We start from the raw sequence: 13386 nt of genomic DNA, 5'->3' as shown, positions 1-13386 counted from the left end.
TTCGTCGGCTCGGGCGTCAGCCCTCGACCATCTTCCGGACCAGCATCAGGTCGGACGGCTTGTCGACGTCGATCGCCGCGCGGCCGAAGGGCAGCTCGACGACCCCCGCCGAGCAGCCGGCGATCTGCTCGATCCGGCGCATGGCGTAGCCAAGCGTCAGGCGCCCGAACAGGGCGGCGACCACGGCCCTCACTCCCAGCCGGCGGAGCAGGGTGAAGGGCTTCTTCCGCTCGTTCTCCACGATCTGCCACATCTGGATCGCCCGCACGGCCCGCGGGTCGCGCAGGTAGAACAGGTTGCAGCCGGAGAAGCGGCCGTCGCGGAAGCGCAGGAAGGTGCGCTTGGTGTCCGGCGCCGCCGCCATCACGTCGCGGTCGCGCGCCAGCCCCGCCACCACGTCCGCGTCCGGCAGGTGGTCGAGGAACCAGCGGATCCACTCCGGCTCCAGCAGCGCGTGGTCGGCGGTGGTGACGAGCAGAGGCGCGCCGAGCGCCTCGAAGGCCTCGCCCACGCTCCGGCTGACCGAGGTCGACGACGTCAGGATCTCGACGCCGGGAAGGTCGATCAGCTCCGGCCGGTCGATCGAGACGACGATGCGGTCGATCCGGCCGCTGTCGCGCAGCGCCGCGATCACCCGCTCCACCATGGGAACGCCGCCGATCGGGATCAGGGCCTTGTGGGTGACGCCGGCGAAGTCGGCGAGCGCGTCGCGGCCCGGCCGGACGCCCGCCAGCACGAGCGCGGTGCGGGTCACGCCAGCGCCTTGCGGTAGATGCGGTAGGTCTTGTAGGCGGAGCCGTTCGAGAGCGCCTCGCCCATGTGCCGCATCGGCATGTTGCTCTCGAGCACCCAGGACATCTCGACCCGCTCGATCCCGCGGCGGCGACCCTCCTTGCGGAACTCGTCGAAGATGTAGATCGGCATGGCGCGCCCGAGGAACGAGCGGGCGTACTCCTTGCGCACGCCCATCAGCGCCACCCGACCGCTGGTGTAGGTCATGCGCTTCAGCCGCCAGACGAGCTTCGCCCAGTTGAACGGCAGCAGCTTGCCGTCGAAGTCCGCGATCATCTCGTTCAGGTTCGGCAGCCCGACGCCGAAGGCCGCGGCGCGGCCGGACACCTCGACGATCCAGAGCAGCCGCTCGTCGATCAGCAGCTTCAGCGACTTCGCGAGGTGATGGAGCTCTTCCGGGCTGAACGGCACGAAGCCCCAGTTCTCCGACCAGGCGTCGTTGAAGATGTCGATGACGGTCGCGATCTCCTCGTCGTAGCGCTTCCAGTCGAGGTGCCGCACCACGACCTCCGGCGGCCGCGGGCGCTCGATGATGCGCTCGATCGCCTTGGGGAAGGGGTCGCTGGTGAGGTGCAGATAGGCGAACAGGTCCATCGCCTTGGCGTAGCCCTGCTCCTCGACGCGGGCCGCGACGTAACGCGCGTCGTGCGGCATGAACAGCATCGGCTGGGTGTCGAAGCCGTCGATCAGCAGGCCGCACTCCTCGTTGATCGACAGGTTGAACGGCCCGCGGACCTCCGTCCGGCCCTTCGCCTTCAGCCAGCCCTCGGCGGCCGCGAACAGGGCGCGGAACACCTCGGGGTCGTCTTCGCCCGCGAGCAGGCCGAAGTGGCCGCAGTCGGCCACCCGGTCGTCGCTCTGGGCGCTGATGCGGCCGACCGGAACGCCGTCGCGCCAGGCCAGGAAGAACTGCGCGTCGACGTGCCGGAACAGCGGGTTCTTGGCCGGCGATAGCGACTCGCGCCGCTCCATCATCAGCGGCGCGACGTAGTTCGGGTCGGCCGCCTGCAGCCGGTTCGGCAGCGTGATGAAGCGGTCGAGGTCGCGCTTGCCCTCCACCGGACGGACGTCGATCTGGCTCATCGGCCGGTCTCCAGGGCGAGCGTCCGCCGGCGGCTCGGCCGCGCGAGGCCCTGCTCCATGCGGTTGAGGTTCAAGGCGCCGATCCCGAGGAACAGGACGGTTCCGGACCAGGCGGCGACGATCGGCGGCAGAATCGCCGCGAGACCGAGCGAGGTCAGCAGCCCGTCGCAGACCAGGAAGACGAGGCCGAGCGCGAGCCCGGCCATGGCGTGCTTCGCCGAGCGTGCGTCGCGCCAGTTCACGAAGGCGCCCGGCATCGCGAGCAGCAGCATGACGACGGCCGCCATGGGGGCCGCGAAGACCCGGTGGAACTGGGTTTCGTAGAACGAGAGCGGCGCGTTCGCCACCCGCTGGCCGCTGATCACGGCCTGCGCCGCCGCGGCGGAAATCTGGCCGAAGGGCTCCATGGCGGCGACGGCGTCGGCCGGGGTGAAGGTGGTTTTCCACTCCCCGTCCGCCGGCGTGGCCGCGTTCGAGGCTCCGCGCTTGAACGAGGCGTAGGTCCCGCCTGTCAGCATCCAGCGCTTCTTCTCCCAGCGGGCCTCCGCCGCCGTCAGCTTTCCCGTCGCGGTCTTGTCGGGCGCCCGCTCGAACACCTTGAGGTTCTTCAGCGTCCGGCCGCGGTTCGCGATGCCCTCGAACGACACGACGTCGTCGCCGATCCGCAGCCACACGGGCTTGGCACCGTCGAACTTCGGATCCTGGCCCTCCGCCCACCACAGCGCGAGCCGCTGCTCGGTCTTCGGCAGCACCGCGTCCAGCAGCACGCAATGGACGCTCGCGATCACGAAGGCGGCCGGGAACATCATCGCGAACAGGTTCCAGGAGCTGCGCCCCGAGGCCCGCATCGCGACGATCTCGCTGTTGCGGGCCAGCAGGCTGAGCGTCATCAGCGCGCCGACCAGAACGCCGAGCGGAATGGCGTGGGAGATCAGCGTCGGCACGCGCAGCAGCAGGTAGGTTCCGAAGCCCGCGGCGCCCTGGCCGCGATCGAGGATGTCGCCCGCGTTGTCCACGAGGTCGAGCACCTCCGCGATCGAGGCGAGCACGAGGGTGGCGACGGTCGCGAGCGCAAGGAAGCGCAGGCTCATGTAGCGGAGAACGCGCATCAGCCCCTCGCGGCCGCCCGACGGCGGAACAGCGGCGCGAGCGCGCGCCCCGCCGCGGCGCCGAGCGCCGAGAGCTGGTCGGTGAAGCGCGAGATCGCGGAATCCCCCGGTCGATCTGTGCCGGTCGTGAACAGGAACGCCGAGACCAGCACGAGGCCGGCCAGCGGCCCCCAGGTCAGCAGCGGCGCGGGGGCCAAGCCTTTTTCGGCGAGCGTCTCCCCGATCTGCAGCACGTTCTGGAACAGGATCAGCGCGAGCGCCGCGACCCCCATGTTGGCCACCCGGTTCTGCCGCCGCATCGTCATGCTCAACGGGATGATCAGCAGCGGCAGGAACACGATCGCGAGCGAGCGGACGATGCGCGAGTGGAACTCCGCCGACAGCTTGGGATAGGAGGCCGAGGGCGCGGCCTCGCCCATCTCGCTCCAGAGCTCGTTCATCGTCATCTCGCGCTCGTTGCCGCCGCGCGGGCGGAAGGGCGGCGCCTCCAGAGCGAACTTCTTGTCGAACACCAGCTCGCGGAACCGGAGCGTGTTCGGACGCTGCCCATCGGCGTTGCGCAGCACGACGCCGTCGGAGAGCCGCAGCTGGAGCTGCTTTCCGTCCGGCGTCACCTCGAGCTTGCCGGCGCGCGCCGTGGTCAGGGTCTCGAGGTCGCCGGCGCGATCCTCGATGAAGACGCCCGTCAGGTTGCGCCCGGTGTTGTCGACCTCGTCGGCGGTGACGGTCAGCCCGTCGCGGACGTTGATGAAGGTGGCGGCCGGCGCGTGCGCACGCCAGGCGTAGGACACCGAGGAGTTCAGGATCGCGCGGTAGCTGTAGCGGCTGTAGGGGTCGAGGTAGCCGGAGACCAGCAGGTTGAGCGCGGCGATCACGGCGCCGATCGCCATCAGCGGCTTCGCCAGCGACCAGACCGAGACGCCCGAGGACAGCATCGACTCGAGTTCGGACCCGCTCGACAGCCGCGAGAACGCCGCGAACACGCCGAGCGCGAAGGCGGCCGGCATGGCGAAGCCGAGGTAATGCGGGACGAGGTTCGCCGAGAGCGCGAACACGAGATAGACCGGGGCTCCCGCCGCGGCCAGCACGTCGACGATGCGCAGCACGCGCTCGAGCAGCAGCCCCGCGAGCACCACGCCCAGCGACAGCATCATCGGCCGCAGCGCCAGCCCCGTGACGTAGCGCTGCAGCAGGCCGAAGCCGAGCGCCGTTCCGCGCGCCTTGGACGGTTGCGTCACGGCGCGGTCCAGATGGCCGCCAGGGCGGTCCGGAGCGCGGCGATGGTCCGGGCGTCGAGTTCGGGTCCCTCGCCGAGCGCGGGCGGCCCGGGCCATCCGGCGTCGACGAAGGTCACGCCCTCGAAGGCGCGCGGCGTCTCGTGGCGGGGGATCACGTGAAAGTGGACGTCGGGGTCGACCATCATCAGCATCAGATAGTTGATCTTGTCGTAGCCGGCCAAGCGCTTCAGCGCCGGCTCCAGGCTCGCGACGACGCGACCCAGCTCCGCGAACGCCGCAGGGCTCAAGGCGCCGAAGGCGGAGGCGTCCTCCTTGCAGACCAGCACCAGAGACCCGAAGCCGGGCTGCTTCGGGCGGATCTGGATCGACCACAGGTCGGTCTCCCCGACCACGGTCTCGGGGTGGCCGAACTTGATCATCGTAGGATTGGGCATGGGCTTCGAGTGCGTTGGCTTGGGGGAGCGCCATGGACGCGGCGGCTGGCAGGATAGGCGTTTCGGCTTTAAAGAGCACGCATTCACACGAACGACGATGCGGACGACCAAATTATGACGCAGCTACGCCAGGCAGCCGTCGCTGTCCTTCTCGGACGGTCCGACGCGCGCATCTGGGGGATGTCCTCGGCCGAACGCCTGACCCGACAGCTTGCGCGCGCCGGCGTGGCGGAGGTGCGCGAAACGGCGGATGCGCTTCCCGACCAGGGCGCGGTTCTGCTGCTGCGCGTGGACTACGCGTTCGAGCAGCGTCTGATCGACGCGCTGGCCGAGCGGCCGGGCGCCGTGCTGCTCGACGGGGCGGTCCCGGTCGCGGCGCATGTGCCGGCGGCCGAGGCGCCGGGCGTGGCCGCGGCCATCGCGCAGGGGGCGGCCACGGGGCTGCCCGCGACGGTGGAGCGGCTCGATTCCGAGGGGCTCGCCGGCTCCTACAACAGGAAGTTGCGCAAGCGCGAGATCGCCTACCTGATCCCGCTCAGCCCCGAGACGGTGGACGAGGTCGAGGCGCGCAGCTTCGCGGGCTCCTACAAGGGCGTCACCGACGCGGTCACCAAATACGTCTGGCCGGTTCCGGCGCGCATCGTGACCAAGTGGTGCGCCGTGCGCCGGATAACGCCGAACGCGGTCACCTATGTCGGCCTCGCGCTGGTGTTCTACGCGCTTTGGGCGTTCTGGAACGGGCACTACGGCACGGGACTGGTCGCCGCCTGGATCATGACCTTCCTCGACACCGTCGACGGCAAGCTCGCCCGCGTCACCATGACCTCGAGCGAGTTCGGCAACGTGCTGGACCACGGCATCGACCTGGTGCACCCGCCGTTCTGGTGGATGGCCTGGGTCTTCGGCCTTCCGGCGGCCGGGTTTTCGGGAGCCGGGGCCGAGTGGATGATCGCGATCATCTTCGGCGGCTACATCCTGCAGCGGGTGGAGGAAGGCATCTTCCTCAGGCTGTTCGGGATGCACATGCACGTCTGGCGGCCGTTCGACAGCTTCTTCCGGCTGATCACCGCCCGCCGCAATCCGAACCTGGTGCTGCTGACGGCCTTCACGCTCTTCGGCCGTCCCGATCTCGGGATGTACGCCGTGATCGTGTGGATCGTGCTGAGCTTCCTCGTGCACACCGCCCAGATCGTCCAGGCGGTGATCGCCCGCCGCCGCACGCCGATCGTCTCCTGGCTGGACGCGGCGTGACGACGCTTGGCGTTCTCGCGAACGCCAAGAGCTGGCGCGGCGTCGAGGGCCTTGTCGGCGCGCCCGGCGTCGTGGCGGAAACGCCCGACGGGATCGACGGCTACGCCCCGGCCATCGCCCGGCTGAAGGCCGGCGGCGTCGGGGTGATCGCGATCGCCGGCGGCGACGGCACCCTGCGCGAGGCGCTCACCGCGCTGATCGCGGCCTACGACGGCGCGCCGCCGCCGATCGCCTTCGTGCCCCGCGGCAAGACCAACGTGGCGGCGGCGGACGTCGGCGGCGTGAAGGACCTCGCAGGCCTGGCCGCGGCGGTCGCGTCCGGCGCGCCGCCGCGCCGCCGCGAGATCCGCCGGCCGATGCGGGTCACCGCGGACGGCGTCACGCGCTACGGCTTCGTGTTCGGCTGCGGCGCCTTCGAGCGCGGCGTCCGGCTCGCCAACGCCCAGGTCCACAAGCGCGGCTTCGCGCAGGGCGTCGGCCTTGGCTTGGCGGTCGCCTCCAGCATCAGCGCCGCGTTCTCCGGGGCCGAGCGGCAGGCGTGGCGCAGCGGCGTCGCCGCCTCCGTCGCGGTCGACGGCGGGCCCGCCGTCGCGCAAGACCGCTTCGTCCTGCTCGCGACCTCGCTCCACAAGCTCATGCTGGGGCTCTGGCCGTTCTGGGGCGAGGGCGAGGGCGCGATCCGCCTGCTCGACGTCGCCGCGCCGCCGCGGCGGCTGGCGCGGGCGCTGCTCGCGGTCGGCCGGCGGAGCCCGGCCCCGTGGATGGCGGAGGCCGGCTACGTCAGCCAGCGCGCGGACCACGTCGCGCTCGACCTCGCCGCGCCCTTCATCCTCGACGGCGACACGTTCCACGCCGGTCCCGACCGCAAGGTCGAGATCGCGACCGGGCCGGCGGTGACGTTCGTGACGTATTGAGCGGCGGGAGCTGTTTCGCGCCGGGAGCGCGCGACTTAGTCTCACGCTCCGCGGTCGCCCCGGGCTTGTCCCGGGGCCCATCACCCCGCCGATCACGCAGACGCTGGGCGGCGGGGTGATGGATTCCGGCGCTTCGGCCGGAATGACGTCGTGGTTCGTCACGTGGATGCAACCGGCGCGGGTCACAAACCGCCATCTTCGCTTCCCATCCCGGCCCCCGAACATCCCCACCCAAAGCGCTCTGATCCCATGCCGCCTCTCCCGAACCCCGCACGAGCGCCCCTGACGTCCGCCGTCGCCGCGGAGCTCGCCGCGCCTCAGCCTGAGGCCGTGCGGGCCTTCGCGGCCGAGCTGGCGGCGCGCGGGGGAGGGGGCGTCGCGGGCGTGCTGTTCTACGGCTCGGCGCTGCGCACCGGCGAGACCGACGGCCTGCTCGACTTCTACGTGCTGCTCGACGACCTCGCGGCGTGGAACCAGAGCCGGTTCGCGACCGCGGGCAACCGGCTGCTGCCGCCGAACGTGGAGTACGCCGAGAGCGCAGGCGACGCCCCGCAGCTCCGCGCCAAGGTGGCGATCATGTCGGTGGCGCAGTTCGCGCGCCACGCCCGGGCTCTGAGCCGCGACACCACGATCTGGACGCGCTTCTGCCAGCCGGCGGCCCTGCCTTACGCGCGCGACGAAGCCGCAGCGAGGGCGATCGCGGATGCGGTGGCGACCGCGGTCGGCGCCGCGGCGTGGTGGGCGGCGCATCTGGGGCCGGAGCGCGGGCCGGCGGCGGCGTTCTGGACGGCGCTGTTCCAGCGCACCTACGCCTCGGAGCTGCGGGTGGAGAGCGCCGCGCGGCCGTCCTCGATCGTCGAGCGGGCGCCGGAGCGCTTTGCGCGCATGCTGACGCTGGGATGGGCCGCGGAGGGCGTGCCGTTCGCGACGGAGACGGATGGGGCGCTGTCGCCGCGCGTCGCTCCGGAGAGCCGCGCCAAAGCCGCGAAGGCCTGGGCCCGGCGGCGGCGCCTGGCGAAGCCGCTCAATCTCGCGCGGCTCGCCAAGGCGGTCTTCACGTTCTCAGGCGGCGTGGACTACATCGCCTGGAAGATCGAGCGGCACTCGGGCCACGCGATCGTCGTCACGCCATTCCAGCGCCGGCACCCACTGCTGTCGGCAGGGCCCGTGCTGTGGCGGCTGTGGCGCCGAGGCGTTCTGCGCTGACCGGGAACGGGCAGACGTTGGTCTCGTTCGGCAGCAGGCCGAATTCGCGGCCGATGCGGGTCATCAGGGCGATCGCGAAGTCGATGTGCTCGTCCGAATGCGCCGCGCTGACGCTGGAGCGCAGGAAGGCTGACGCGTTCGGCGTTGCGGGCGGCAGCGCGAGGTTGAGGTACATGCCCTCCTCTAGCAGCCGCTTCCAGAACGCCACCGCGATGTCGGGGTTGTCGATGATGACCGCCACGATCGGGGTGCACTCCGGGCCGACGTTGAAGCCGGCGCCGCGCAGGCCGTTGTAGAACCGGCGGCTGTTGGCGGTGAGCTTCGTCCGACGCTCCGGCTCGCGCCGCAGCGTCTTCAGCGCCGAGATCGTCGAGGACATGATCGAGGGCGGCAGCGAGGCCGTGAACATGTAGGGCCGCGAGGCGAGCCGCAGGATCTCGAAGCCCTCGAGGCTCGAGACGCAGAAGCCGCCGACGCTGGCGAGGCTCTTCGAGAAGGTGCCGACCACGAAGTCGACGTCGTCCTCGACGCCCTCACGCTCGGCGAGGCCGCGGCCGTCGCGGCCGAGCACGCCCATGGAGTGCGCTTCGTCCACCATCAGGTAGGCGCCGTACTCGCGCTTGACGTCGACGAACTCCTTCAGCGGGGCGGTGTCGCCCAGCATCGAGTAGATGCCCTCGACCACGATCAGCTTGTCGCCCGGCTGGTCGGCGAGGCGGCGGAGGCGCTTGGCGAGGTCGTCGGGGTTGTTGTGGCGGAAGCGGACCACCGGCGCGTGGCCGAGGCGCGAGCCGTCGTAGATCGAGGCGTGGCTGTCGGCGTCCAGGAACAGGTGGTCGTCCTTGCCGACCAGCGTCGAGATCATGCCGAGGTTGGCCTGATAGCCGGTGGAGAACACCATGCAGTGCTTGCGGCGGTAGAAGTCCGCGAGCTCGCGCTCGAGCTCGGCGTGGACCTTGTAGCTGCCGTTGGCGATGCGGGAGCCGGTGGTGCCGGTGCCGTGGTGGCGGATGGCGTCCGCCGACATCTCCATGGCGACCTCGTCGAAGGTCAGGCCGAGGTAGTTGTTGGTGCCGAACAGCAAGGTCTTCTTGCCGCGCACGACGCCTTCGACCGAGGACAGGATGTCGTCGAACTTCACCGAAAACGGATCGGCCCCGCTCTGCTTCAGACGATCGTACCGCGCGCTGAGCGCCGCAAACTTACCAAAAATCGACATATCACGCATTACTCCGCAGAGCTTGGATCGTCTTCGCTAGATCGTCGACGGTCACAACACTCGCCATGTCATGCAGCGGAATCGAGATGTCGAACTTGTCCTCCAGCGCCATGCAGAAGTTCATCACGGCAATTGAATCAAGGCCAAGATCGTTCACGATGTTCATATCCGTCCGTAACTCGACCCGCCGATTGACTACCGTCTCTAGCACTTCGGAAATCTCGGCGAGCAACTCGTTTTTCTCTTCACTCATCTTTTCGTCCAGGCGGACGGATCCATATTTCGTTGTCAGCGCGGAAAATATGGAGTTGTCGTCGATCTGTAAAGTTTCTGAGCATGTCAGCAAATCAACAGGGGATTCAGCGTGTTACACATGCGTGATGTCTCCCCCGGGGCCGAATTCGGCCGAATGTTTCGCCGGCCGGTCGTTCCGCCGGCAAGTGTTGCGAAAAAGGCAACGCCGGCCGATGGGCCGGCAGGGATGCCCAGACCGCGTGTCGCTCCTGGCTTTCCGGTCGGGGCGGCGCCCTCCTGGGCGGCCTTCCAGCGGTGAAAACTCCTGATAATCCAGAAAACGGCACAGCTGGTTAACGAAGCGTCTGCGCGGTCGGCGGCGCGTGTGACGCGCTCTGGACGTTGCAGAGCCGCACGGCGTCTTGGCGCGTGCGCCGTCGGAGCTGTCCGGCATTGAAACAGAACGGCGCCGAATGTGTTCAGGCCTGAGCGGAACCCAGCGAAAGATAGAGCTCCCGCGAGCGGCTCCGGCTGAGCTTTCCGGATGACGTGACCGGCAGCGCGTGCGCCCCGACCAGCCGGACGACCGGCGCGACGCCGAATCGCATCCTGAGCACCTTTTCGACCTCGGCTTGCAACGCCTCGCGGACGTCGGGCGCGCTCGCGCGGCACTGGACTAGCGCCACGACCTCCTCGTCGTCGGCGGAGTCCACCGAGAACACGGCGACGTCGCCGCTGCGCAGGCCGGCGATCTCGCTTTCGGCCGCCCACTCCATGTCCTGAGGCCAGATGTTCCGCCCGTTGATCAGGATCAGGTCCTTGGCGCGGCCGGTGATCACGATCTGGCCGTCGACGAGGTATCCGAGATCGCCGGTGTCGAGCCAGCCGGCGGCGTCGATCGCGGCGGCCGTCGCCTCGTCCTCGCGGAAATAGGCCTGCATCAGGCTCGGGCCCCGCGCGAACACCTGGCCGACGGCGCGGTCCGCCTGCGGCGCGCCCGTGGGGTCGCGGACCTCGATCGCATGGCCGGGGAGGGCCGCGCCGCACAGCACGAACTCGCGCGTCCGGACGCTTTCGCCCGCCGCCGCGGCGACGCCGTCGCTCTCCAGCCGGTCGAGGTCGAGCGTCTCGGTGCGGAGCCCCTCGCGGAGCGGCGCGAAGGACAGCGCGAGCGTGGCCTCGGCCATGCCGTAGCTCGGCACGAAGCTTCCGAGCCGGAACCCGTGGGCGGCGAAGCGATCGGCGAAGCGGCGCAGCACATGGGGACGGATCATGTCGCCGCCGATGCCGGCGATCCGCCAGGACGTCAGGTCCAGCGCGCCGAGGTCGAGCGTCGCGGCGCGCTGCACCGAGAGCTCGAAGCCGAAGCTCGGGCTGTAGGAGATCGTGGCGCGGTTGCGTGAGATCAGCTCCAGCCACATCAGCGGCCGCCGCGCGAAGTCGCGGGTCGAGAGGTAGTCGACCGAGAGCCCGGCCACGATCGGCGTGAGCATGAAGCCGACGAGACCCATGTCGTGGTAGAACGGGAGCCACGACACGCAGCGGTCGTCCGGCGTGGTTTCGAGCCCCGCGCGGCTGATCCCGGCGGCGTTCGCCATCAGCGCCGCGTGGGTCACCATGATGCCCTTCGGGAAGCGCGTGCTGCCCGAGGAAAACTGCAGGTAGGCGAGATCCTCCGGCGCCGGACGGTCGAGGTCGCCGCCGGCCTCCGCCTCGGGGACGTCCGCGATCGACCCCGCGAGCTTCAGCGGCAGCCCGTCGACCGCCTCCAGCAGCCACGCCTTGAGGGCGGCCGGCGCGAAGGCCGCCGCGGCGTCCGCGGTCTCCACCATGCGGCGGATGTGGGCGAGGTAGGTCTCGCGGCCGCCGAAGGCCATCGGCAGCGGCATCGGCGCCGGCACCAGCCGGGCGTAGCCGCAGGCGAAGAACAGCCGCACGAAGTCGGCCTCGGTCTCGGCGATCAGGCCGACGCGATCGCCCGGCGTCAGGCCCGCGGCGAGCAGGCGGGCGGCCAGAGCGCGGGCGTCGTCGCGCAGCCGGGCGTAGGGCAGATCGGCCAGGACCTCGCCGCGCGCCGAATGGAATGTGAAGCCGCGGTCGCCCGTCGCCGCGGCGTCGAGCGCGTCGAGGATGGTCTCGTGCGGGGGATGGCGGTCCGTCATGCGCAGGCTTGGTCCAAGAGGGGCGCGGGAGGCGCTCCGCCGCGGGTCGCATCACGCGGCGTGGCTGTCAACCTTCACCACGCGCCCCTCGGCCAGATGAACCACGTGGTCGGCCGCCCGAGCCCAGGCCGGCTGGTGCGAAATCGCGAGCACCGTCAGGCCCGTGGAGCGGGCGAGGTCCATCACGTTGCGCACGATGTTGGCCTCGGTGTCGGGGTCGAGCGCGGTGGTCGCCTCGTCGAGGATGAGGAGTTGCGGACGGTGGATCAGCGCCCGCGCGATGGCGATGCGCTGGCGTTGCCCGCCGGAGAGCCGCGCCCCGCGCTCGCCCACGATCGTCTCGACGCCCTCCGGCAGCTTCGCCACAAAGTCCGCCGCGCCGGCCGCCTCCAGCGCGCGCTCGACGTCCTCGCGGGTGAACTCCGGTTGGCCGAGGGTGACGTTCGAGAGCAAAGTGTCGTGGAACAGAATGAGCTCCTGCGGCACGTAGCCGGTCATCCGCCGCCAGGCGACGAGGTCGAGGCCGGCCAGCGGCGCGCCGTCGATCAAGATCTCGCCGGCGGTCGGCTCGTGCAGGCCGAGAAGCAGGTCGACGGTGGTGGTCTTGCCCGCGCCCGAGCCGCCGGTGATCGTGGTGACGAGGCCCTTCGGAACCTCGAAGGACGCGTTTTCGATGACGGGCTCGCGGTCGTAGGCGAAGCTCACGTCCCGGAACGCGACCGCGCGCTCGAAGCTGGGCGTCGCGCCGGGATGAAGCGATTCCCGCGCGCGTCGGGCGAGCTCGATCGTCTCCGTCACCGCCACGAAACCGGCTTCGGCGATGCGCAGAGCCTGCAGGCCTTGCTGGGCCTTGCCGATGGTCGTCACGGTCCGCACCAGCAGGACCGACATCACCAGCACCTCTCCCGGAGGGGCGCTACCAAGCACTAGCGCCGCGTAGATGCCGGCGGCGAGGCAGATGGCCAGGATCGGCTCCTGCAGCGTCTTGTTGGCGTGGCGCGCGAAGGACTGCTTGCGCTGCGCCCTGCGGATCGTCTCGGCGTCGCGCTCGAACAGCGACTGGAAGCGGGCGTGGCGGCCCATGGCCTTCATGGGCTTGATGCCGACGAGAAGGTCCGTGAGGCCGCCGATCATGCGCTTGACGTGACGGTTCTGCTTACGGGCGGTCCGCTTCGCGATGGTCACGAACCGGTTCAGCGTCAGCACCATCAGCAGTCCGACGGCGAGCGACAGCAGCGCGAGCTTCCACGAGAACAGGGCCACGATCGTGACGTAGGTCGCGACCTGGATCAGGTCCGCCACCAGCTGGGCCGCCTGATTGTAGGTTTCGCCGGCCTGGTTCGCTTCGCCGCCGAGGGCGTTCGAGAAGCGCCCGACCGGTTGGCGCACGTAGTAGGACCAGCGCGCGGCGAGAAGCGCGTCGATCAGTTGGAGCCGCATCTTCACCGCGACGTCGGCGACGGCGCGGCCGACCTGGTGCAGCGCCACCAGGCTGAGGGTCGCCTTGAGCGCCATGCCGATGACCAGAATCGCCAGGAACACGCCGATCGTCGGTTGCAGGCCGACGGTGCTCAGGACGTCGGCGACCTTGGCCCCTTTGGAGCCGCCGCCGTCCTCGCCGATGAGGGTGATCAGCGGCAGCAGGCTTGCGACGCCCAGGCCTTCGGCGACGCCTGCGAGCACAAGGCAGAACAGGATAAGGACGCTGCGCCGCAAGGGAATAACGGTTGCGAGCTGGTTCAGG

At 70.2% G+C, this 13386-nt stretch carries 12 protein-coding genes; 3 read left to right on the top strand and 9 right to left on the bottom strand.

Features of this window, described 5'->3' with window-relative positions; genetic code table 11:
- Positions 1 to 16 precede the first annotated feature (16 nt).
- The 5 genes from JOD31_RS18435 to JOD31_RS18415 are packed head-to-tail and all read right to left on the bottom strand — an operon-like array spanning position 17 to position 4656.
- The gene (locus JOD31_RS18435; protein WP_204951901.1) at positions 17 to 754 is read right to left on the bottom strand and encodes an NTP transferase domain-containing protein; all 738 of its coding nucleotides are present in this window, start codon (positions 752 to 754) and stop codon (positions 17 to 19) included.
- Entirely contained in the window at positions 751 to 1875 is a 1125-nt protein-coding gene (locus JOD31_RS18430; RefSeq protein ID WP_204951900.1) for a dATP pyrophosphohydrolase, read from the bottom strand. The genes JOD31_RS18435 and JOD31_RS18430 overlap by 4 nt, the downstream gene beginning before the upstream one ends.
- Positions 1872 to 2984, bottom strand: coding sequence for an LptF/LptG family permease (locus JOD31_RS18425; protein WP_204951899.1), 1113 nt, complete (start codon positions 2982 to 2984; stop codon positions 1872 to 1874). The genes JOD31_RS18430 and JOD31_RS18425 overlap by 4 nt, the downstream gene beginning before the upstream one ends.
- The gene (locus JOD31_RS18420) at positions 2984 to 4222 is read right to left on the bottom strand and encodes an LptF/LptG family permease (RefSeq protein ID WP_204951898.1); all 1239 of its coding nucleotides are present in this window, start codon (positions 4220 to 4222) and stop codon (positions 2984 to 2986) included. The genes JOD31_RS18425 and JOD31_RS18420 overlap by 1 nt, the downstream gene beginning before the upstream one ends.
- On the bottom strand, positions 4219 to 4656 hold the full coding sequence (locus JOD31_RS18415; protein WP_246482598.1) for an HIT family protein: 438 nt from the start codon (positions 4654 to 4656) through the stop codon (positions 4219 to 4221). Before JOD31_RS18415 ends, JOD31_RS18420 begins: the two co-directional genes overlap by 4 nt.
- Positions 4657 to 4770: 114 nt before the next feature.
- On the opposite strand from JOD31_RS18415, the gene JOD31_RS18410 reads away from it, so the two are divergent.
- From JOD31_RS18410 to JOD31_RS18400, 3 genes are all read left to right on the top strand, one after another.
- Positions 4771 to 5907 (top strand): CDP-alcohol phosphatidyltransferase family protein, encoded by a 1137-nt coding sequence (locus JOD31_RS18410; RefSeq protein WP_204951897.1) that lies wholly within the window; start codon positions 4771 to 4773, stop codon positions 5905 to 5907.
- Complete coding sequence (locus tag JOD31_RS18405; RefSeq protein WP_204951896.1) at positions 5904 to 6821, top strand: diacylglycerol kinase family protein; 918 nt, start codon at positions 5904 to 5906, stop codon at positions 6819 to 6821. The genes JOD31_RS18410 and JOD31_RS18405 overlap by 4 nt, the downstream gene beginning before the upstream one ends.
- 249 nt (positions 6822 to 7070) lie before the next feature.
- Positions 7071 to 8027, top strand: a complete 957-nt coding sequence (locus tag JOD31_RS18400; RefSeq protein WP_246482597.1) for a hypothetical protein — start codon at positions 7071 to 7073, stop codon at positions 8025 to 8027.
- On the opposite strand, the gene spt is transcribed toward JOD31_RS18400, so the two are convergent.
- From spt to JOD31_RS18380, 4 genes are all read right to left on the bottom strand, one after another.
- Positions 7945 to 9246 carry a serine palmitoyltransferase gene (gene spt, locus JOD31_RS18395; protein WP_204951895.1) on the bottom strand — a complete coding sequence of 434 codons (1302 nt, stop codon included), beginning with the start codon at positions 9244 to 9246 and terminating at the stop codon, positions 7945 to 7947. The two genes, JOD31_RS18400 and spt, sit on opposite strands and share 83 nt — an antisense overlap.
- 1 nt (position 9247) lies before the next feature.
- A complete protein-coding gene (locus JOD31_RS18390) occupies positions 9248 to 9499 on the bottom strand; it encodes an acyl carrier protein (RefSeq protein ID WP_020186885.1) in 252 nt (83 codons plus the stop codon).
- A 460-nt stretch (positions 9500 to 9959) separates the two neighbouring features.
- Complete coding sequence (locus JOD31_RS18385) at positions 9960 to 11642, bottom strand: fatty acyl-AMP ligase (protein ID WP_204951894.1); 1683 nt, start codon at positions 11640 to 11642, stop codon at positions 9960 to 9962.
- 51 nt (positions 11643 to 11693) lie between these two features.
- The gene (locus JOD31_RS18380) at positions 11694 to 13358 is read right to left on the bottom strand and encodes an ABC transporter ATP-binding protein (RefSeq protein WP_246482596.1); all 1665 of its coding nucleotides are present in this window, start codon (positions 13356 to 13358) and stop codon (positions 11694 to 11696) included.
- Positions 13359 to 13386: the final 28 nt, after the last annotated feature.

Source organism: Methylopila capsulata, from assembly GCF_016907975.1.
Lineage (GTDB): Bacteria > Pseudomonadota > Alphaproteobacteria > Rhizobiales > Methylopilaceae > Methylopila > Methylopila capsulata.
This window is presented reverse-complemented; position numbering and strand designations above follow the sequence as displayed.